We start from the raw sequence: 22,689 nt of genomic DNA on the forward strand, positions 1-22,689 counted from the left end.
CTTGATTGATGTGGATGTCGATTATTCGGAAAATGTAAAGCTCTCGAAAACACTAGGTGATTATATTTGTAAATTATAAAGGCAGATATTATTGGAGGGATTTCAGATGAAGAAAAAGTGGCAATTGTGGATCGGTGGTAAATGGCGGGAGGCTAAATCATATGAGCCATTATATAATCCCCATTCAAACGAAGAAATTGCACAAATCGGACAGGCTGAACCAGCGGATGCCATTGAAGCGATTGTTGAGGCAAATGCTGCTTTTCAGAAATACCGATCCTACCCGGCTCATGCACGAGCAGAAATTTTATTTAAAGCTGCAGCAATCATGGAAGAACGCAGTGAAGAACTTGCAAGAATCATTTCTCTGGAGGCGGCGAAAACGATTCGAAATGCTCGTGAAGAAATGAATCGTACGGTTCAGACCTATCGTTTCGCTGCAGAAGCGTCCAAGAACAATTATGGAGAACAAATCCCGATGGATGCGGCAGTTGGTGGGGTAAACCGTTTTGGATTCACGGTTCGCACCCCGATTGGCGTCGTCACCGCGATTACCCCATTTAATTTTCCCTTTAATCTGGTTGCCCATAAAGTGGGTCCAGCTATTGCCGCTGGAAATTCGATTGTGTTAAAACCTGCCGAACAAACCCCATTGAGTGCACTGGTTCTTGCCGATATTTTTAAAGAAGCCGGGTTGCCAGATGGAGTATTGAACATCATACCTGGCAAAGGCGATGTTTTAAGTGAAGCCTTGACGACCCATCCACATGTAAAAAAAGTGACGTTCACAGGCAGTGTTGAGGTCGGACACCTTATCCAGCAGCAGGCAGGCTTCCGTAAGCTTACACTTGAACTCGGGTCCAATTCCCCTTTCATCATTGATGAAGGAGTCGACATCGATCAAATTATTCAAAGAAGTGTAATGGGGTCATTTACGAATAATGGGCAGGTGTGCATCTCGATTCAACGGATTTATGTCCACAAATCACTATACCAACAATTTTTAGAACGTTTCGTCAGTGCCACAAAACAGCTTGTCATCGGTTCACCTCTCGAGGAAAATACAAATATTACAGCGGTGATTTCAAAAAAATCATTGGAGCGGTTACAAAGTTGGATTGATGAGGCAGTAAAGGAAGGAGCAAAAATTGAGTGCGGCGGTACAGTGGAAGGCAATGTACTATTGCCTACCGTTTTAACCAATGTAAATCGTGACTCAAAGGTATTTCGTTTCGAAGTATTTGGTCCGATTGTCTGCATTTTCCCTTTCGATACGCTGGATGATGCCATCAATGATGCAAATGATTCGCGTTACGGATTGAACTCAGGAGTGATGACTCCGAGTATAGAACGAGCTTTTTATGCGGCGGAACGCTTGGAAACAGGTGGAGTCGTAATCAATGATATCCCAACTTACCGAATTGATAATATGCCTTATGGCGGCTGGAAGGACAGCGGTGTTGGCCGGGAAGGCGTCAAATATGCGATGCAGGAAATGATGGAGCAGAAGTTTATCAGCTTTAAAATAAGCGACCATTGAGGAATATTAACCCGTGGTAAATGATGAGAGGGCGATATCTTAAGGATATCGTCTTCTTGTTTTGTCGTACATTAATGTTTTTAATGTAGTTTTTGTTATTATTATTGGGTACAATCATTTCTTCATTTCATCATCACTTCTATACATAGGCAATTTTTTACATACAGATATAATCTAGCTGTAAAAAATAAAAAGCCACCATTTACGGCAGCTAATTACTTCAATTCTTAATTATTTCAGCACCATAAGAGTTGTCGATTATACAGCGCCATGTACCCGTGGAGTCCTTTTTAAAAACATATGTCGCTGTTCTTTCCATCGAGAATTCGGAATCGTCCTTTTGATTGGCACTTAGCTTGGCTTATGCCACATCCAATGCCGTATCACCTGTTTCGATTATTGCCATCTTTTCTTGATTGACGATTAAACGATGATTAAAGTATTCAGCGATAGCAATGAATGCCCGGCGAATTTCCTCTTTCCCTTTTGCGACTGTTCCAGGTTTGACAACTAAAGTCGCATCCTCTGAATAGAACTTCATTAAATGATCGAAATCCTCCTTATTTATTGCCCTGTCCGCATTTTTTATGACTTGTTCCAGCTCATGATTCTGCATATTCACCCTCCTATTTAAATTCTCTCTATCAGTCCTCTCTTTAACTATTTGATGTTCGTGGGATAAGAGAATAGAATCATTTAAATAAAAAATTGAAATGCCCTAATAATCTTCATGTAAAATACGAGAAGTAATCAATATGTCAGTTGTTGTTTCCATTGTTCTATTGAGGCAAGCAAGTTTGGCATTCCTTCCTGGCCGAAATATTCCAGAGAAACAAAGCCTGTATAATTTCGCTTTCTCAATTCTTCAAGTAAACGAAGATTGTCAACGTCCCCACTAAAAATGGGTGCTGGTTTGTTTTTATAACGCTCTTTATGATTGTAGTGATAATTTTTTAAATGTACATGGCTGACATGGGGGAAGATGGATTCCAATACCTCCTTCGGATTCAATTGATCAACGTATAAGTTAGCACCATCGAAAATCAGTTTTATCCGTGGATGGTTGATATCTTCTAAAAGTTTATGAATGGCTTCGAGGTTATCGGCAAAAGAGTCATAGTGAATTTCTATTGCTACATCCACTCCATATAGATCAGCCATTTGCCCTAATTTATTTAATTCGGTAGCCGTTTCCGACCATTGCTCTGGTGAGGCATTCCTTGATGCAATATGGCCTGCGAATGTCCGTATTAATGGGCAGTTTAATTGATGAGCCATATCTAACAATTTTCTTGCTTGATTGATTTCGTTTTGATGTTCTTTTTGGTTCCATAGTTTCGAAAAAGTCGTATATCCACTTATGGAAGGTATTTGTAGATCATTGGTTTCAAGTAATTTGGCTAATTTGTCCAGTGGTCCGTGCTTCTCCTGAAATCGCTCTATATGCTTATTCCATAATTCAAGTCCTTTAACATCCGCTTGCAAAGGAAGCAGCCAATYTATTATTTCCTCTATGTCCCATTCTTTAAATCCTGTCGTGCATAAACTCAGTTTCAATGTAATTCCGCCCTTCTCCATTTAGTTTTTCATTGTGATTTCTATACGCTGGACTTTTCCAATAAGAAAAATATAAGCAAAAGCGCCAATTAGGGCCACTACGGATATGAAAGTTAGCGCTGCTGCATAAGAATGTGTCGCACTAATGATTAAACCGACGATTAACGGCGATAAAGCCCCGCCAATGTTAGCTACGAAATATAGTGAGGAGCCCGTTAGGCCCACCATTCCTTTCGGCGCAATATCAGCTAAAAGGGCACCGGTAACTGTTGATGCCATCCCCTGTCCAAAGAATGCTATCGCCATAAAGGTGATGACTATGTTTGGTGAATCCGTATAATTTCCCCCAAGAATCAAACAAGACAATAACAATCCGACTATAATGGGAAGTTTACGTGCCAATCCTGTTGATATACCGCGAGTCAGCATCCAATCGGAACATCGGCCGCCAATCAGAGTTCCTAATATGGCAACAATGTATGGGATACTCGCATAAATTCCAGTTTTTAACATCGTCATTCCCTTTTCATCAATCAAATAGGATGGAAACCAAGTCATAAAGAAAAACAAAGTGGTTTGAATGGAAAATTGCCCGATGAACATTCCCCAAATTTGACGGTGTTTAAGCAGTTGGCCTATTCGTTTCCAGGAGAAAGGATGCTTCTCTTCAGTTCCGATCATTCCTCCGCCTTCTTTGATATAATTTAGCTCTTCCTGAGAAATCCGCTTATGTTCCCTAGGGTTCCGATAGAATCCATACCAAACAAATCCAATAAGAATCCCAATAATTCCGGCGATATAAAACAGGTAATTCCAGCCAAAGGTTATGATGATCCAAGTAAAAACTGGAGTCAGGAAGGCTAGCCCAATATATTGGGTACCCGTATAAATCCCTACAGCAGTGGCACGTTCTTTTTTAGGAAACCACTCGGATACACACCAGGCATTAGTAGGTATGGAGGGAGATTCAAAGGCACCAAGCCCTATGCGATATGTAATAAGTGACGATATATTTTTCGCGGTTCCTACCATGAATGTAAATACAGACCATAAAACGAGGGAAACCGTGTATACCTTCCTAGGACCGAATCTATCAAGAAAATAGCCGCTGAATAGCATCGAAAAGGTATAGCTCCAGCCAAATACGGAAAATATGATTCCCATCAAAGCCGGATCAATATGTAAATCGGATTGAATATTCGGAGCTGCAAGCGAAATGATGGCACGGTCAATGTAATTAATACAAGTGACTAAAGCAATGAGAGATAAGATGAACCATCGAACAGTTCTCGGTTTTCCTTTTTTTGATCTATCCGTTACCAGTTCCGATGTGCGATCGTCTATTATTGCCTTTAATTCTGAGCTCAATATTTTTCCCCCTAACCTAATGCCCAATATTAGTACATCGTTCTACTAATTCTATTGAAACTTCATAAATGCTTATATGTTTCCTGCTATCACTTATCAATCTGAGTTTCCCTAGAAACATTGAATTGCAGATCCCCTTGCTGCAATGTAAACAACTAAGGGGATTGTATTCCGAATTGTGAATCATTTCTTTATATAGTTACAGTCTTCTCTGATTCTACCTCTTCAGTGTCCTCCTTGACTACCCTGTCAAAAGATCCATGTTTTTCTTGGACCAGAATATAACCGACCGCTGCGATGATACTTGGCAGGGCAAATGTAGCAAAAGCCACCTTCGGATCCATGCCTGTTGATAGAAGAAAGGCAATTAAAGTAGGAGCGAGAATGGAGCCAATCCTGCCTATAGCTTGCGAATAGCCCATTCCCGTCGTACGGATTTCACGGGGGTAATATTCTGTGATATACGGATTGGCTAAGTTCATGGCACCAACAGTACATGCACCCCCCATAAAAATAAGTAAATATACTCCGATGGTATTAGTCGTAGCGCTCAATGCGACAAAGGTAACGGCCCCTAAAAAGAATAGTGTAACAAGAATTTTACGATGCCCAATTTTCCCCGCATAATAACCGCCGATTAATGAGCCTCCTATTTGACCAAGGCATAAAACCAGGTTAAATGATAGGCTTGAGGTGATACTGAATCCGGAATCTTGCATCATTTTTGGAAGCCATGTATTTAATCCGTAAGCCATCATCAATGTACAGAACACAGCCATCCATATGGAAATCGTGCTGAATGCCCGTTTATTCGTGAATAGTTTTTTTACTGGAGATCCTTTCCCTCTCTGTACAGCTTCATTAAGCCTGAAATCATCTGTTTGTTTAAAATCCCCTTCTGGTTTGATTTTATTGAGGATTTCGACAACCTTACCAATTTCCTTCTTTGCTAAATAGTAGGAAAGGGATTCAGGAAACTGCTTCATGAATATAGGAAGTGTAAGTAATGGCAGAATTCCTATAAAGTATAATACACGCCAATCCGTAAAAGGAATGATATACATTCCCACTAACGATGCCATGATTCCACCGATTGAATAGCCACAATACATCGCAGCTACAATGATGGCCCTATTTTGTTTTGGGGAATATTCAGTCATTAGCGATATAACATTCGGCATCAAAGCTCCCATGCCTATTGCCGCAATGAAACGCATGACGGTAAACCATGTGAGGTTGGGTGCAATCCCTGCCCCCAAGGTAAATACGCTGAACAAAATCATGCAAATGACGAGAACATTCTTCCGGCCAAATTTATCTGCGATCGGTGCTAAAATCAGGGCCCCCATCATCATGCCGAATAAGGAATAACTGCCGACTGCCCCTGCCTGAATGGAAGTTAGATCCCACTCTTCCATCATCCAAGGCAAACCCACACCATACATCGCAATATCATACCCGTCGAAAGCTATGGCATAAAAACACCAAAGAAAAACAAGTAAATGAAAGCGGTTAAATTTACTGACAGCAATGATATCCGAAGCAATTACACTACGCATTTTCCGCCTCCCATCATTTTAAATAATATCCGTTACGAATTTATTTTTCCGAGTTCCAAAATAGGAACTCGGAAAGTTTTCAAAAAATCAGATAATGAAGATTGGAATTGTTCAACAAACCATCTTTTTTATTTTTATTATCCACTTAGACACTTTCGTTTAAAAGATATATTTACTAAGGAAACTACCCTTTTTTTCTAGATTCTTTGCTTTCATACTTCTTAGCGAAGATTAGTTTTTTACAACAGCTTGATTGAAAACAGGTTTATCTTGTAATCTAAGTTCAAAATCTAAATGAGCCGTATAATAATCATTTTTCAATCCTTTTTCTGCACCTGAATGTTTTTCTAACTTCGTAATTAAGCTTCCGCGAACACCTTGTGCAACATCATTTTCTAAATATTCATCGCCCTCGAAATATATTTGCGTTACTAATCTATCGCCATTTTCCGGTTGGAACAGGAGGTGTAAATGTGCTGGACGAAATGCATGATGATCGATCCACTTTAAGAATTGTCCGGAAGGTCCATCTGTTGGAATTGAATAATTACCCGGTACAACTGTTTTTATTTCAAAATTACCATTCGCATCCGTATAAAAAACACCACGTAAATTATCATTTGGAATACCTTCAGCGAAATAGGAGTATTCACCATTTGCATCAGCCTGCCACATATCGATTTTGGTATTTGCCAACGGATTTCCATTAACATCTTTAACAGATCCTGAAAAGTAAAGGGCGTCACCTGGTTCATTTTCTCGTTGTGGCAGCATTCCGGGATTTTGAACGACTGGCGTATTTTCAATGTAATATGGTCCTAGAATAGTAGGTTCCGTTCCTTTTACGCTTTTATACATTTCCTGAAGTGCATGCGTTTCAAAGAAAACATCCATAAATAACGGAATTTCCCCTGCCCTGCCTAATTGATCCATCCAATCAACAAGAGCTTGATAGTCATTATGATCTATTTCATATTCACTAACTAATTCCTTGAATTTAACTACCAATCCATTATAAACGTCGATTACTTTTTGATTCTTCATAATACTTCCTCCAATTTTTTAAAAGTTTTTATATTTGTTGATTTTCAATGATGGTACTGATTCCTAATCCACCTGCTATACATAGTGTGACTAGCCCATATCTTTTTCCGGTTCTTTCTAACTCATGTATCAATTTGGTTGCTAAAATTGCACCAGTGGCACCAATTGGATGTCCCATGGCAATGGCACCGCCGTTAGGATTCACCTTATTCATATCAAGCTTCAATTCTTTGATAACTGCCAAAGCTTGTGCAGAAAAGGCCTCGTTCAGTTCTATTAAATCAATATCATCCAGTTTCAGCCCAGACATTTGAAGCGCTTTCAAGGTAGAGTTGACAGGCCCCATCCCCATGAAGTTCGGAGATACGCCTGCTGCCGCTTGAGCGATCACTCTTGCCTTCGGCTTTTTACCATGCCTTTTTGCTGCTTCTTCCGACATTAGTATCAGAGCGGATGCACCATCATTTCTTCCACTGCTATTTCCAGCGGTCACCGTTCCATTTTTCTTGAAAACCGGTTTTAAATAAGCCAACTTTTCCAGACTGGTTTCTCTTGGGTGCTCATCCGCATTAAATTCCATTACCCCTTTTTTCGTTTTGATTTGATAGGGAACGATCTCTTTCGAAAATATTTCAGTAGAAATTGCCCGTCTTGCATTTTCTTGGCTCCTTAAAGCAAATTCATCTTGTTCAGTCCTTGAAATGGAATATTTTTCAGCGAGATTTTCTGCTGTCATTCCCATCGTTAACATTCCGTAATCTTCAATGGGCTGTGATCCTGGCTGGCTTTCCGTATTCGGGTCCAATAACTGTCCATTCCCTGATTTCAATCCAAAACGGATATTTCTCATATAGTATGGGGCCGTGCTCATTGATTCCGCTCCGCCTGCAATGATTACATCTCCTAATCCGCTTTGTATTTGTTGACTGGCAGAATTGATTGCCTGGATGCCGGATCCGCATTGTCTGTGTACGGTATAACCTGGTACTTCCACAGGAAATCCTGCCCGGAGTGATGCAACTCTTGCCAAATTCGACGCGTCTGAACTTTGTTTGGCTTGTCCCATGATCACTTCATCAATACTCTCTTTAGGAATATCCGCTCTCTTGATCACTTCATCAAGGACAGCAGCTGCCAGGAAATCGGCAGGAACATTTTCCAATGCTCCCCCTAATTTCCCTATAGCGGTGCGAACCGAGTCTATAATAACTACATTGCTCAATTTTCTACCTCCTGCTATTTTTATTTCTTTCTTCTAAACTATCCTTATATCTCTGGTGAGCTATTTTCAGGGCAACAATCACCGACTGCTGCGATGGAGCTAAAAAGTCCGTTTTAATATTCTCTATTAAAGAATCAATATCTTTACTAAAATCAAAACCAACTATCATTCGCTTAAAAAAATCCTGGGCCAATGTTGTTAAAAACGTAAATTCTGCATTAATGATGATGTGACTTTCCTTGTGAATTTCCAATACCATCCCAGCGTATTTATAATTTTCATACATGCTCGTATTTTGCGGCGCCTTCGCATAGGCGGTGATTAATAATGTTGGCTGTCCCATATAAAACTACATCCTCTCAAGATTACTTGCATAAACTAGTGGGTTTTCCATAATCCCCTTTCCAGTTTATATTAATTAAAGACCTCTTGAAAAATGTTTTACTTTTTCCATATCTATCTCCATGCCAAATCCTGGACCATCCGGGATGATTATTTCATAATTCTCATATTTTATTTCGTTTAGCGTAATATTTTCTTTAAAAAGTAACGGACCAAATAATTCAGTACCGAATTCAAATTTGGGAATGGTTGAATAAAGTTGGGCACAAATGGCCGTGCCTAATGATGATTCAATCATCGTTCCCCCATACAAACCAAAACCTACACCTTCAGCAATTGCAGCCACCTTTTTCGTCTGGGTCATCCCGCCATGTTTACATATTTTCAAGGCGAATGAATTACCTGCTCTATGTTTAGCTATTTGAAATGAATCTTGTAAAGAATTCAATGACTCATCGGCCATGATCGGGACCTTAAAACGATCGGTCAATCTTGACATCCCTTCATTATCCCAAGCTGGCAGCGGCTGTTCGACCATGGAAACCCCGCCTTCCTGTAAGGCTTCAATGCAATACGTAGCCGTTGTTTCATCCCATGCCTGATTAACATCAACCGTAATGCGTGCTTGATCACCCACGGCTTCAATAATTTTCAATACATGCTCCACATTCTTATATGGATTCCCTTTGCCAATTTTCAATTTAAAGATATTATGACGTTTTTTGTGTAAGGATTCTTTCGCTTCTTCGATATCTTTATTTGTATCCCCACTTGCCAAAGTCCATGCCACCGGCAATGATTTATGAATTTGTCCACCGAATAATTCATAAGCAGGGATGTTTCTTCTTCTGGCTACCAAATCCACCATGGCTGATTCAACGACAGCCTTCGCAAAATTATTTCCTCTAACATTGAGTGAAACTTCATGCATGATTTTGTCATAATGGACGGGGTCTTTACCAATGATAAGCGGGGCGATATATGTATCAATATTCACTTTTATCGCCTCTGGCGTCCCCTCACCATATGAAGCCCCGCCTATTGTCGCCACCTCTGCCCAACCTTCCGCGCCTTCTTCATCCATGACACGGGCAAGAATGATCGTTTGTTCCACGATCGTATGCATGGCAAGCTGATGAGGACGAATTGTGGGTAAATCAATAATGTATACTTCTACTGAACGTATTTTCATTTAATCCACCTTTTTAACATTTAATAGATAAAATCCGCTTCTGTTTTTGCTCTTACTTCTTCGATCGTTACACCGGGCATCAATTCAATCAATTTCAACTGTTTGTCAATAACTTCAAAGACAGCCAACTCGGTGATGATCATGTCAACGCTTCTAGTGGAAGTAATCGGGTAGGTGCATTTCTTTAAAACTTTACTTTTACCTTCCTTACTTGTATGTGTCATGGTCACGATCACTTTTTTGGCGCCAACCAACAGGTCCATCGCTCCTCCAACACCCATGATATTCTTGCCTGGTACCGCCCAATTTGCAATTTCACCGGATTGACCTACCTGCAAAACACCTAAGATGGCAACATCAATGTGACCTCCACGGATCATTGCAAACGATTCTGCACTATTAAAGAAAGATGCCCCAATTGATTGCGCTACTGGTAACTTGCCTGCATTGACTAAATTKGGATCGATTTCATCTTCCTCTACATCAGCAACTCCCAACAATCCATTTTCCGTATGGAAAAAAACATTTTCATCATCAATGTACTTTGCAACCAAGGTCGGAATCCCGATTCCAAGGTTCACTATACAAGGACCCGTCAATTCTTTTGCCGCGCGTCTTGCTATCATATTTTGCATGAATTCTTTATCAGCCATAATCTTTCACACCTTCCTTCGTCAGGATTTTCTTTGCCTTAATGATTCCATCGACGAATAGATGCGGTGTTACAATCTCCTCTGGCGAAAGTTCTCCAGGTTCAACTATCTCATCCACTTCTGCAATTACGACATCTGCGGCCGTTGCCATAGCCGGATTAAAGTTTCGAGCCGTTTTATAATAAACAAGATTACCAAGTGTATCTGCCTTCCACGCCCTGATTAAAGCTACATTTGCTCTAATGGCAGGTTCAAAAATATATGTAGCCCCATTTATTTCCCTTTCTTCTTTTCCTTTAGCTAAATCGGTCCCTACACCCGTTTTCGTATAGTAACCGCCTATGCCTGCACCGCCAGCACGAATGGATTCAGCTAATGTTCCCTGTGGTAATAGTTCTAACTCTATTTCGCCACGTTGGTAAAACTCCCCAATTTCACGATTGCTTGTAAAATAAGAACCGATCGCTTTTTTTATTTTCTTCTGGCTTAGGAGAGCTCCCAGACCTTTCCCTTTCTCGCCTAAATTGTTGCTGATTACGGTCAAGCCTGCTACATCCTTTTTGGCCAATCCATCTATTAACGTAAGAGGGGCCCCGATCAAGCCAAATCCACCTACCATTAATGTATGACCATTCTTCACACAAGATAAAGCTGCTTCTATATCTTGATGTACTTTCGTCATGTTTTCCCCACCAATCTCACGTTACTTATTTTCAATCAATGAATCGCTTGCCTCAAACCAAGCAGGTATTCCAGCAGTCAATAAGCAAATGAGGCCAACTTCCGCTAATTGTTCTTCCGAAGCTCCATTTACCCTTGCCGCCTCCATCCATTCCCCAACCTGTTTCCCTTTTAATTCTGTAATGAATATTCCTGTCATAAGGATATGTTTTAGCCTTTTTGATACAGCTGAGTCACTTAATATATAATCTTTAAGGGAGTTTTGGCCTTCCGATTTAACCAGTTTCAAAACATTCGAGACGAATCCCGTTTCCTCATCACCTAATAACTCAATCATATACAACAGGATTTCTTCTGTTGTTTCTTTATGGCCACTTCCTTCAGGATATCGAATCCCTTTAAGTTCAAGGGCATATTCCAATGACTTTATCCCAGTTTTTAATGCCTTAGTTCCGTTATATAAGTATGAAACAATTAGGTATTCCACCAGTTCCGGTAATGTTGCTCCACCATCCATTGCCCCTTTTGTATGGTAAACCATACTCCGTTCATACAACCTTGCAGCATTCATACCGACCAGTAATATATCTTTCTCCTTCTTCGTCAAGGCTCCCTCTTGCATGATGTTACTGCGCAAGTTGGTATAGTGATCAAGTGCATTAGGGCTATATTCGTGCATTTTTTGTACCCAGCCTGGTACAACATCATATACTTCCTTGAAATACAATAATCCTTCGCTCATTCGTCTGCACCTCTTTAAATTAATTGAGAGTCAAGTATCGATAGTGCTCTAATAGGTGAAGCTGTTGAATTTTTTAGTTTTAAAGGAATCCCGAAGAAAAGAAAACGGGAATGCTTGGGTAATTTTTCGAGATTCACTAGATTTTCAACGATATATATATCATTCTTCAGTAACTTTTGATGAATTCCGCTTTCTGAATCCTGGTTCAAATCGGCATTGGGCAAATCCAACCCGACAATATGTATTTGCTTCTCAATAAACCATTGGGCCACACTATCATCTAATGCCTGTGCTTCAAAAAAGCCTTCTTCCCCCCAGGACTTCCCCCATGTCCTGATGAGGACGATATCGTCTTTTTCAACATATACTCCCTGCCGGCGTTCCGCCTCTTCAAGTAAATCTTTCGTGACAGGTTCATGTGTCGCTTTTAACAAGCTTACATCCAGTATGAGGGCATCCCCAAACATATTCTTCAGATTGATGTTTTCAATCGACTCCCCGTTTTCTGAGTAACGTGGAGCCACATCGACATGTGTCCCACTATGGTCAGAAAAAGAAATCAACTTGGAACAGCAGCCTTTAGGATGTGAATCAGATTTCCCCTCATGTTCAAGAGGTTCATCTTTAATGCCTATTGCAGGTAAATCTTTATCCGTAACTAGACCATCGTAAAGTTCCAATGTTAAATCAATGATTTTCAACGGTAAAACCCCCAAATTCATTAAGCGTTTACATTATCACGACAAAAATGGCTACCCTAAACATTACTATCAATTATTGACAGCAGGTGTTTAAGGTAGCCAGTTGTTCACTAGTTGTTATTAAAAAAGGTTATTTTTTAATAGCTAATGAATAGGCAATAATTAAGTTTATTATATATTCATAATATTACACTATTTTCTGTTAATTTCAATATTTTTTTAAGAAATATTTTCAAAAAAATCAAATTCTTTTTAAGAAAGACTTTATCTCTTTGTTGATCTCCGCCCTATTTTCAAACACCATTGTATAGTGGTTACAAGTTGAAACGATCGTTTCAATATCAGGTGTATATTTCTTCGTATCAGCATAGGCTGCTTCATAAAATAAAGGGGGAAAATCCCCTATTTTCCCACTGGCATACACCAATAACGTTTTACAGGAAATTAGTCGACAAACCTCTTTAGGGACAAAAGAATAAAAACTATCGAAATCTCTAAGAACGCTGTCTTCTGTTGATTTATTCTCCCAATGACCATCCACTTCATGTACCTCATACTCTGCTACACTTTGCAGATGATCCGTCCATTTGATACCCAAACGGCTATAGATTTCCTTAATTTCTGCAATATAGCTTTCTTGAGAGTCATATTCTTTATTTAATCGGCCTAAAGAAGGTTGTACAATCTCCCTTTGTTGTTGAGAGCAATTGGCCGCACCATCCAATAATATCAGGGCCTTTACCGAGGTTAATTTGCTGGCTACAACGCTTGAGATGAAGGCTCCCATTGAATACCCGATCAAGATCGGGTTATTAATCTTTAATTCTTGAATTAACTCAATTACATCTTCTGCATGTTTAAAAAGAGAAGACTGTACATCTGCCCTCGAACTATTTCCCCTCCCTCTCAAGTCAATCGAGATGACTCTGTACTCGTCCTTTAACATTTCTGCATAATAATGCATTTGCTTATGATTACCCGTTAAACCATGTATGGCGATGATTGGCCCTTTCTCTCCAGGATAATCTGCAATTTGAATTCTTTTGTTCCCCAATTCCTTTACATACATTTCCATAGTGACATTCCCCATTTCATGATTATTAACATAAACCAGCCAGCATATTTAATAAAAAAAGCTATCTTAACTTCACCATCAAGGTAACTTGATCGAGAAATTAAGATAGCCAGTCAGTTCATTAATTTTCATTTAAAAAGGGCTTTTTTTAATGGTTAATGAATAGGCAAGTTATAAATACATGTAATGATTCCATTTTACATGAAGTTCGGATTTTTACAATTATTATTTGATAATTTCGATTTCCCAGTAACTTAAAGTCGATGCCTGGGGTTTTTATTGAAGGAGGTCCTCTACGGTCTCATTCCAACGTTCAACAACTTCTTTAGGGTTTTTCAAGTCGATTTTAATTCCAGAGGTTATTTCAGCATACTTAGCCATATCCTCCCGTGCCTCTATTATTTTGGCGTGGAATCTTTCTCTTTTGTATTGGGCATTTGGCAGCTCTTTTAATCTCTCTAATGAGAGTCTGATATATTGTGCTTTACCTTTCCAAAACAAAACCAGTGTAGCTTTATGAATACGAATGACATTGGCAGTAGTCGAAGTATCCGGCCATAGGCCAATCCTTAATTCCTTCCTGCTAATCGCTACGATCTCACCTACGCTTATCATTGCAGTATGCGGCCATCCTTCTTCACTTACCGTCAACAGCATCATGGCTTCATGCTGCTTGTCGACAAGCTTTTTACCATTTAACAAGTCGAAAACTTCTACTGACATTTCCATACCATTCATTTTCCACCTTTTTCCCTACTTTACTAGCAATCCATTATATTTTGGTGCGATATTTCATTCCGTCCCACCGTTTCGCACCGTGAGTATCGATTTCAAATTGATCTAACGCCCTATAAGCAAGGTGGTCAATAATATCGTTAACATTCTCAGGATGATTATAGAAGGCTGGCATCGGAGGGAATATAATGGTCCCCATTTTGGAAAGCGCCGTCATATTCTCCAAATGAATCGTATTCAGAGGGGTTTCTCTAGTCATTAGTAATAATTTTTTTCTTTCCTTCAACATGACGTCAGCAGATCGCGTTAATAAATTATCCGCTAGTCCCATCCGGATGGAAGCTAGCGTTTTCATACTGCAAGGTGCTACGATCATGCCATCAATCCGGTAAGATCCACTTGATATTCTTGCTGCTTGATCTTTGTAGGAATAGGAATGATCAGCTAATCCCTCCACGTCTTTAACAGAATAAGATGTTTCATGTTGAATGGTGGCATGCGCCCACGGGGACATGATTAAATGGGTCTCCACTTCACTGCTTTTAAGCATCTGAAGAATCCTAATTCCAAAAATGGCTCCAGTCGCTCCTGTTATCCCAACAATGATTTTCATTAATTCCCCTCCTTACATTAGTCATTGAATCGAAACTTATGAATTGGAAAATCCAGGAACAAATCGACTTGGATCCACCTCTTTAAATTCAGACCTTTTGAATTCATCTTTTAAATGAAATGGTACTGTGCAGTCAAATATGGTTTTACAGGAAATCCCCTTTTCTTGAATGGTAGGGCTGTATGCGGGATCTTGTGAAGGATCTAACGGGTGACAGCGCACTCCAGGAATGAAAACCGTATCAACATCACCTTGGTAACGAGTATTTAACGCCCATAAAACATCATTGCTATCGAAGGGATCCACATCTTCATCCACTATGAATACATGCTTCAGTTCAGAAAAGGCAGAGAACGCCAATAGTGCAGCTTGTCTTTGGCGCCCTTCATCACTTGGCTGACTTTTCTTGAATTGAAGAACAGCCATGTATTTACCTCCCCCTGAAGTATGGGCATAAACGTTCAATAATTTTCCTGGCATGGCCTTTTCCACCATTTGCAGAATGCTTGCTTCAGTTGGAATGCCAGCCATATTCACATGTTCTTCACTTGGTCCAATAACTGTTTGCATGATTGGATTGACACGATGCGTAACAGCTTTCACCTTGATTAGAGGCAGTTCCGCAACAGCGGAACCTGTATAACCAGGGAATTCTGGCATTGCTTTTCCCGTATTGGTGTTTTGATCTTCCCGAACACGCACTCCGGGAACCAATTCCCCTTCTATTACATATTCAGCATTCGCGATAGCCTTTTCATCTATCGTCAAGCATTGGACCAATTCTACCGCTTCTTTCCTGATCGCCCCTGCAACACTCAACTCATTAAAGCCAAGGGGAGTCGTTGGCGCTTCAAAACAAGCAGCAACTTCAATAGCAGGGTCAACACCGATACTAATGGAAATGGGTAACGGTTTTCCTGCTTTTTCAGCCTTTTCACGAAAAACTTCCAAATGACGTCCAGGAACAAAATACATGGTCATCTCATCTTTACTTTGTAAACATAAACGATGTATCGTAATATCAGATTCACCCGTTTCTGAATCGGAGGCATAGCACATGCCTATCGTGATATACGGGCCTGCATCTTCCTCTGTATTCGTAGGCGCAGGTATTAATTTTCTGATATCGAAATCCGGATCTTCTGCATAGTGAACCACTTCTTGAGCTTTCGCTTTATCATTTGAAATGGTGATTGGATCAATTGGATTTTTTACAGCTTCATTTAAAAGGAATCCCAGTCGCTCCGGTTTTGTATCCAGCATGAGGCCGACTCTTTCCCTGCTAGCTAAAAGTCCGATCACCACGCTTGAATCTTCATGTCCCAATACATGATTGAAAACCATTGCAGGTCCGATTTTTGTTGGACGCATTACTGTTCCGCCAGCACCGATATGACGATAAACCCCAGATAATTCAGCATGAGGATTGACTGGTTCATCCGTTTCAATCAATTGTCCTGGAATGGATTTCAGGAGTTCCAATGCAGAACGTAAATCTGTCACTTTGTTCATTTTTTCAGACATAAAAAATCCCCCTATCACTTCATGATCTGTATCTTATGTATCATTTAAATTCAAATAACCTAATATGGTATCGGTTACAAATGATATTCTAAAGTGTATTTCTACTATACAGTCAATGGATATTTGAAAATTCAAGTAATTTTCTCCACAGGGATTTGCAGCTGACAAAAATCAACACTATTATCATTCTCGTAAAAGGTCGTATCCAATAAGCAAGCGTCCACGACGTCCCCTACAATTCTATACTGATTCTCACGGATCCATTGAACCAATTCATTTAAAAACTCAATGTTATATGGCATTCCATATTTATACACACATGCATATTGCCCAGCAGGCAACGTCATCATATTATCCATATCAGGATCGAGAAAAGGTAATGAAGTATATATGCCAGCACCCTCGAAAACATCATCCGTTCCAAGGTTATCCCTTAAAATAATTGTGCCAAATCCCTCTGACGGAAGCATCTCATGTTTACTTAATACATTCCAAGCTTTCATCAGCGTTAAATGTAATTCTTCTCGGCACAATTCATTTTCAAATGGTATAAATAAGACATGCCTTTCAGGAAATTCTTCTATAATGGGTGTATCCAATTCACTTTTAATATTTTTGGCTTCTGAATATTTCATTAATCTTTGTTGAATGAATGTACGTGTATTCATCAAGGCCTTTATTTCTTTATCAATGAATTCTTGATGAAATTCCAAAAGTGACATGGCAGTCGTTAAATTGCGATTTCCTATATGGTCCTTAATATCATTCAGTTTGATGCCAATCGACTTCAAAAAGCAAATTTCCCTTAGAAACGGAATTTGAACGGCACTATAATATCGATAACCATGTTCATCTATATGTACGGGTTTAAATAAACCGATCTTATCGTAATAAATGAGTGTTTGCCTTGAGATACTGTGAATGGTAGCCATTTCACTGATTGATAAGTAATTGCCCATATGGGTTCCCCCTCCGCAAAGCCTTTTTATAAAGTTCCTCTAATTCTTACCTTTACTTCTACAACCATTTTTCAATTTATTAATCTTTTGATTTCACTCCTTCCATTCGGCAGCTACAGCCGATTGGAGAGGACCCTCCACTAACTTTACCATTTTTCCATTTAAAATGAATGGAATTCCAACGGCCCTTTCTATCGAATTGAGCATATCAACATCTTCATTAGTAGGCATTAAGAGAGATAGTGAAATTCAATAATATTAATTTTTTATGAATCAAAAGGATTATGGACTTTTTCACTATCGGGTCAGCAGTAACTTCTTTACAAGCTTTTATGTTTTTGGACTTAAACTTATTCTTGGTAGGAATAGCATTTATTTAGAAGGAACAGGAGTTTACAAATACATTCAACTTGGGAAAGCAAAAAATAAAAAACGTGCCTATTTGTGGACACGTTTTTCATATGAAAGGAATTTCCTATATCTTAATTTGCATACAATCGGTATTGGTCGCTTAATGTATCTCCATTACCATAAATATAGGCTTTAGAGCCCGATGTATAGGAAGGATTGTCGTACTTCCATTTAATTCTGAGTCCCATGTATCCGCCTGCTCCATATGTTTCATTGCCATTCTTCTTAATATATTGCGAGAAGCTATCCCACGTCCGGGGGCCAACCACACCATCCACTTTCAAGTTGTTTTCTTTTTGATATTTCTTTACTCCCGCTTCGGTTTTTGGTCCAAAGATACCATCAACGTCAACCACTGCAGAATCTGTATAAAAACCCATGACATTCAGGATATACTGCATATTTCTGACCTCCACACCATGAGTGTCCTTCCGCAAAATGGAATTCTTATCCCAGCTTTCGGGGTGGTGAAAACCTCCAGCAGATGCTGAAGCGGTGGAAAAAGATACCCCAAGGGCCATTGCCAATACTACCAAACTAGTAAATAATTTCTTCATAGCTCCATCTCCCTCTTTTTTTGTACATCCGAACTACCTTACAATTTCCCTTCAGATTTTATTTTTCCCTTCCGACCGATGTCCTGTTTTGTCCTTGCTAAACAAACAGTGTCCCAGAAAAATCGAATAAGTAGGATAAATTCGTAACTGGGACTAAATCTTTTCCTCTAATATCCCTTGATATTCATAAGGGGAAGTTTAACCATTTACGCCAGAAGGCCGCCAATTGGCGGCCTTCTGACATTGAAAGACTTTTTGTAATTACCCAAGTTCCTTCTTCTTTTCAGTCTGTTATTCGTTCAAATACGCCCATGCATATTGGGCATAAAGTTCTGTACCGGTAGCAAGCGCATCCTCGTCGATGTTGAATTTCCCGTGATGATGCGCCCATTCAGTATCTTTTTCAGGGTTTCCTGATCCCACTAAAGCGAAGCTTCCGGGTACTTCATCTAAATAGAAGCTAAAGTCTTCTCCCCCCATTGTTGGCTTTTCATTATATATTGCGTCTTCGCCAAACGCTTGTGAGGCCACCTTTTGCACTAATTTGGCACTATATTCATCATTAATGACAGCTTGCGTACCACGGTAGTAATCAACCTTTGCGGTCGCACCGTAAATGTTCGCAACATTTTCAGCATAAATCTGGAGCTGCTTTTCAATATGGTCACGTGTTTTAGAATCAAAACAACGGACAGTCCCTTCAATGACGGCATTTTCTGCAATGACATTAAAACGTGTGCCAACGACCATTTTTCCAACTGTCAAAACAGCGGGATTTTGGGGGTCGACCGTTCTTGATACGACGGACTGTACATTCATGACGAATGAAGAGGCGACAATGGTTGCATCGATACAGTCCTGCGGCATTGCACCATGTCCCCCTCTTCCTTTAAAGGTTACGGTAAAGATATCTGCTGAAGCGAATGAAGGTCCTTGAGTGCAAGCGACTTTGTTTGTTGGCATTTGCGACCAAATATGTATGCCAAAAACATTATCAACACCTTCAACGGCCCCCTGTTTAACCATTTCCCTTGCACCTGTTGCCACTTCTTCGGCTGGTTGAAATATTAAGCGCACATTCCCAGGTAATTCTTCTTTTATTTCATTTAGTGCCTTCGCTGCAATTAATAGCATGGATGTGTGTGCATCATGACCACATGCATGCATTTTCCCTTCTTCCTTTGAAGCATACGGCAAGTCTTTATTTAGTTCTTCTACAGAAAGGGCGTCCATATCTGCTCTTAATGCGACGGTCTTTCCAGCCTTACCGCCTTTAATTTCTCCAATGACACCTGTTGGTTCTGCTTTTCGATAAGTAATTCCTAATTTTTCAAGGTAGTCACAAACAAAGGCTGTTGTATTTTCTTCTTCCCATGATAACTCAGGTTCGCTATGAAGTTTTCTACGTATTTCTGTCAATTCGTCACTATAATTTTGAATCGCTTCTTTTATCGTTTGATTAATCATTCTTATTCCGCCTCCGTTAAACATTTAGCCACTTCGTAAAATATTTGCACTCCATTTGCCAAATGACGTGCATCAGACCATTCCTCTGGACAATGACTTAGTCCTGCTTTACTTGGAACAAAAAGCATGCCAACATCAGTCACATCGGAAAAAACCATCGCATCATGACCTGCACCACTATCAATGGAACAGTATGGAATTTCCAAATCAGAACTTTTATCTTTTAATAAATCCTTAATCTCATTACTCAATATCTTTGGCGGCATATACAACAGCTGTTCCGCCGTTGTATGGATCCCCTGTACCTGATAGGATTCGATTAATTCTTTCATCCGCCTGATGACATTGTTAATATGTTCTTCCTTGCTTGATCGAATATCTACCGAAAATACCACTTTATTCGGTATGACGTTTGCTCCATTTGGTAAAACATCTAGTCGCCCTGTCGTTATAACCGTTCCTTCTCCTTCCTCAATTGCAAAGCTCGGTAATTGAGAAATAATTTGAGCGGCAGCAACCAATGCGTCCGTACGGCGATCCATTGGGGTTGTGCCTGCATGTCCTGCCTTTCCTTCAATGGTTACTTCAAATTGGGTTAAACCAACAATAGCTTCTACAACACCAATGGGGATATTCTTCTCTTCAAGGATTGGACCTTGTTCTATATGCAATTCGAGAAACGCTTTAATGCCATTGGGATTTCTTCTTTTCGGAAGAGTGAAATCCAGTCCAATTTTTGACATCGCTTCAATTGTGGTGATACCATCTTTATCCTTTAAATTTTTAAAACTTTCCTCACTAAGCGTTCCCACTATTCCTCTAGACCCCATTAGCCCTCCGCCAAAACGAGCTCCTTCTTCTTCAATCAGGGCAACGATTTCCAATGGATATTTAGGTGTTAATTGATTTTCTGCAAATAGGTCAGCCACTTCCAGTGCGACAATTACACCGGCTGGTCCGTCATACGCACCGCCATTTGGTACTGAATCAAAATGTGAACCTAACAGAACGCTTGGTGCATCTTTTAAAGTACCATCAAGCTTTCCAAAAATATTTCCAAATCCATCTTCCTTTACTGTCAGGCCGTATTCCATCATTTTATTTTTTATATAATTACGTGTAAGTAAGTCTTCCTTGCTATACGTAAGCCGGGTAGTCCCTTCTCCGGGTGTTGATGTAAATTCGCTCAAATCATTTATTTGCTTTTCTATACGTTCGCTAAGACTCACTTAGAATCCCTCCTATTTTACAAGAATTGTACGAATATTCCTGCCAAAATAACCGATACGATTGTTACCGATATAAATCCGCCAACAAGCATCGGCGGCAGCATATGGCTTAGCAATGCTTCTTTTTCATTTTCATCTTTTGTTAATGAATTGACGACTTCATTGGTGATAATGTAATCAGCTGGAAATCCGTATAATGCTGTTAAAGATACAGCAAAGGCCATTTCTTTGCTGACTTTTAATAATTTCCCTGCTATGAATGAGAATATATACATACCTATCACAGCTAAGATAATGCAAACAACAAGTGGGTAAAGAATCTCCATCATCATACTTGGTGTTGCATTTTTCAATCCATCAAAGACGAAAAGCATAAGGGCCATGATCGCAAATCCAAATCCATTTGCTTTTTGCAGTGTCTGTCTTTCCAAGAAACCGATACTTTTTCCGATAACCCCGAATAGTAAGCAAAGAACAAATGCATTTATAGATATAATCGGCTCTAATCCACTCGAAACAAGGTAAGCAAGTAAAGCAACAACTGCAAGTCTTAAAAATTTGAAATACTCCGTATTATATTTTTCAGGAAGTTTCTTAAACAGCCTAAGTTCCGTCATGCCTTCTGCAGCGGCTGAAGTTTCATCCTTTTTTACTGTTAACTTTCCATTGCGATATTGCCCCAAAAGCTTCTTCCCTTCTTTCTTCAAGACAATTGACGTTAAAGGATATCCGGCGAAGCCTTGCATGACATAAATAACAATGGCAAAAACGGACAAGCTCGTAAGTCCTGCATCTGCCGCTCCTTCTGACATGATTATTGAAGAAACCATACCTCCCACTAATGGCGGAACCGCTACAAGGACAGTTTGCAGATCAAAAATAAAGATGCCAATTCCGAATAATAGGGCAACAATGCCAAGAATACCAGATAAGGAGATGACAATCGTCTTCCATTGATTCACCAATTCCCTTATTGAAAGCAATGTTCCCATATTCGTAATCAATAAGTACATCATCATGGTTGCCACTACCGGTGGAACACCTGCTATTGAAACGATGTCTTGCGGGAAGAATGTCCAATAACCACATAGAAATAGGATCGCCGAAATGAAAACGGAAGGTACCCAGGCTTTTGTTCGAACTGCCACTATGTCTCCTACAAATAAAATCAGAATTACGATAACCAAAGCCAACATCTGTGACATATGAGTTCCCTCACCTTCTCATTTAATAGTTTGAATATTCTTATAAAATAATAACACTGAATTATTTGAATTAAAAGATAATTTCATATTTTCAGGTAATTATACACAGATAATAGGAAATGTAAGTGTTTTAATTTCAATTTCACACACCAAACATTCTCAAATAATCAAGGGATTGGATATATCAAAATAATTTTAATCTTAAAATAGACACTTTATCTCCTTTAAATATCAAAAAGAATAAGCCGTCTATTGACGGCTCAGACTGTAGACAAACTCGATGAAAATCGAGTGTTTGTCTACAGTTTTTTTT

The 22,689-nt window shown here is 39.6% G+C and carries 21 protein-coding genes and 1 pseudogene; 1 reads left to right on the plus strand and 21 read right to left on the minus strand.

The annotated features are described in order from the left end of the window. Positions 1-106: 106 nt before the first annotated feature. Positions 107-1,540 carry an aldehyde dehydrogenase family protein gene (locus tag AC1DVB_RS17675; protein WP_477590220.1) on the plus strand — a complete coding sequence of 478 codons (1,434 nt, stop codon included), beginning with the start codon at positions 107-109 and terminating at the stop codon, positions 1,538-1,540. Positions 1,541-1,760: 220 nt separating this feature from the next. Here AC1DVB_RS17675 and AC1DVB_RS17680 read toward each other — a convergent pair. From AC1DVB_RS17680 to AC1DVB_RS17780, 21 genes and pseudogenes are all read right to left on the minus strand, one after another. Beyond that, positions 1,761-2,156, minus strand: a pseudogene (locus tag AC1DVB_RS17680) (YybH family protein). A 134-nt stretch (positions 2,157-2,290) separates the two neighbouring features. Continuing rightward, the gene (locus tag AC1DVB_RS17685; protein WP_477590222.1) at positions 2,291-3,097 is read right to left on the minus strand and encodes a sugar phosphate isomerase/epimerase family protein; all 807 of its coding nucleotides are present in this window, start codon (positions 3,095-3,097) and stop codon (positions 2,291-2,293) included. Positions 3,098-3,118: 21 nt separating this feature from the next. Then, positions 3,119-4,465 (minus strand): MFS transporter, encoded by a 1,347-nt coding sequence (locus AC1DVB_RS17690; protein WP_200964081.1) that lies wholly within the window; start codon positions 4,463-4,465, stop codon positions 3,119-3,121. 191 nt (positions 4,466-4,656) lie between these two features. Continuing rightward, entirely contained in the window at positions 4,657-6,024 is a 1,368-nt protein-coding gene (locus AC1DVB_RS17695) for an MFS transporter (RefSeq protein ID WP_427525244.1), read from the minus strand. 231 nt (positions 6,025-6,255) lie between these two features. After that, positions 6,256-7,068 (minus strand): dioxygenase family protein, encoded by an 813-nt coding sequence (locus AC1DVB_RS17700; protein ID WP_477590224.1) that lies wholly within the window; start codon positions 7,066-7,068, stop codon positions 6,256-6,258. Between the two features lie 28 nt (positions 7,069-7,096). Beyond that, complete coding sequence (locus tag AC1DVB_RS17705; RefSeq protein ID WP_477590226.1) at positions 7,097-8,290, minus strand: thiolase family protein; 1,194 nt, start codon at positions 8,288-8,290, stop codon at positions 7,097-7,099. A 4-nt stretch (positions 8,291-8,294) separates the two neighbouring features. After that, a complete protein-coding gene (locus AC1DVB_RS17710; protein ID WP_048687694.1) occupies positions 8,295-8,633 on the minus strand; it encodes a DUF3870 domain-containing protein in 339 nt (112 codons plus the stop codon). Positions 8,634-8,708: 75 nt separating this feature from the next. Further along, the gene (locus AC1DVB_RS17715; protein ID WP_191929894.1) at positions 8,709-9,824 is read right to left on the minus strand and encodes a muconate cycloisomerase family protein; all 1,116 of its coding nucleotides are present in this window, start codon (positions 9,822-9,824) and stop codon (positions 8,709-8,711) included. 20 nt (positions 9,825-9,844) lie between these two features. Next, complete coding sequence (locus AC1DVB_RS17720; RefSeq protein WP_477590228.1) at positions 9,845-10,477, minus strand: 3-oxoacid CoA-transferase subunit B; 633 nt, start codon at positions 10,475-10,477, stop codon at positions 9,845-9,847. Next, on the minus strand, positions 10,470-11,159 hold the full coding sequence (locus AC1DVB_RS17725) for a CoA transferase subunit A (RefSeq protein WP_063576613.1): 690 nt from the start codon (positions 11,157-11,159) through the stop codon (positions 10,470-10,472). The genes AC1DVB_RS17720 and AC1DVB_RS17725 overlap by 8 nt, the downstream gene beginning before the upstream one ends. 21 nt (positions 11,160-11,180) lie before the next feature. Next, entirely contained in the window at positions 11,181-11,900 is a 720-nt protein-coding gene (locus tag AC1DVB_RS17730) for a carboxymuconolactone decarboxylase family protein (protein ID WP_477590230.1), read from the minus strand. Positions 11,901-11,914: 14 nt separating this feature from the next. Further along, positions 11,915-12,601 (minus strand): cyclase family protein, encoded by a 687-nt coding sequence (locus tag AC1DVB_RS17735; protein ID WP_477590232.1) that lies wholly within the window; start codon positions 12,599-12,601, stop codon positions 11,915-11,917. Between the two features lie 241 nt (positions 12,602-12,842). Next, positions 12,843-13,676 carry an alpha/beta fold hydrolase gene (locus AC1DVB_RS17740; RefSeq protein WP_477590234.1) on the minus strand — a complete coding sequence of 278 codons (834 nt, stop codon included), beginning with the start codon at positions 13,674-13,676 and terminating at the stop codon, positions 12,843-12,845. A 276-nt stretch (positions 13,677-13,952) separates the two neighbouring features. Continuing rightward, the gene (locus tag AC1DVB_RS17745; protein WP_477590236.1) at positions 13,953-14,414 is read right to left on the minus strand and encodes a pyridoxamine 5'-phosphate oxidase family protein; all 462 of its coding nucleotides are present in this window, start codon (positions 14,412-14,414) and stop codon (positions 13,953-13,955) included. Between the two features lie 34 nt (positions 14,415-14,448). Further along, a complete protein-coding gene (locus tag AC1DVB_RS17750) occupies positions 14,449-15,024 on the minus strand; it encodes a non-oxidative hydroxyarylic acid decarboxylases subunit B (protein WP_098865453.1) in 576 nt (191 codons plus the stop codon). Between the two features lie 36 nt (positions 15,025-15,060). Further along, positions 15,061-16,548, minus strand: coding sequence for a UbiD family decarboxylase domain-containing protein (locus tag AC1DVB_RS17755; RefSeq protein ID WP_413004128.1), 1,488 nt, complete (start codon positions 16,546-16,548; stop codon positions 15,061-15,063). 131 nt (positions 16,549-16,679) lie between these two features. Then, positions 16,680-17,507, minus strand: a complete 828-nt coding sequence (locus tag AC1DVB_RS17760) for a MerR family transcriptional regulator (RefSeq protein WP_430025661.1) — start codon at positions 17,505-17,507, stop codon at positions 16,680-16,682. Between the two features lie 482 nt (positions 17,508-17,989). Beyond that, the gene (locus AC1DVB_RS17765) at positions 17,990-18,475 is read right to left on the minus strand and encodes a peptidoglycan-binding domain-containing protein (protein WP_057277169.1); all 486 of its coding nucleotides are present in this window, start codon (positions 18,473-18,475) and stop codon (positions 17,990-17,992) included. 291 nt (positions 18,476-18,766) lie between these two features. Further along, positions 18,767-19,942, minus strand: coding sequence for a M20 family metallopeptidase (locus AC1DVB_RS17770; protein WP_477590240.1), 1,176 nt, complete (start codon positions 19,940-19,942; stop codon positions 18,767-18,769). A gap of 2 nt (positions 19,943-19,944) precedes the next feature. Beyond that, on the minus strand, positions 19,945-21,171 hold the full coding sequence (locus tag AC1DVB_RS17775) for an allantoate amidohydrolase (RefSeq protein WP_477590242.1): 1,227 nt from the start codon (positions 21,169-21,171) through the stop codon (positions 19,945-19,947). Between the two features lie 17 nt (positions 21,172-21,188). Then, positions 21,189-22,376 carry a hypothetical protein gene (locus AC1DVB_RS17780; RefSeq protein ID WP_477590244.1) on the minus strand — a complete coding sequence of 396 codons (1,188 nt, stop codon included), beginning with the start codon at positions 22,374-22,376 and terminating at the stop codon, positions 21,189-21,191. Between the last annotated feature and the right edge of the window lie 313 nt (positions 22,377-22,689).

This window comes from Peribacillus sp. P4_D6, assembly GCF_056401795.1.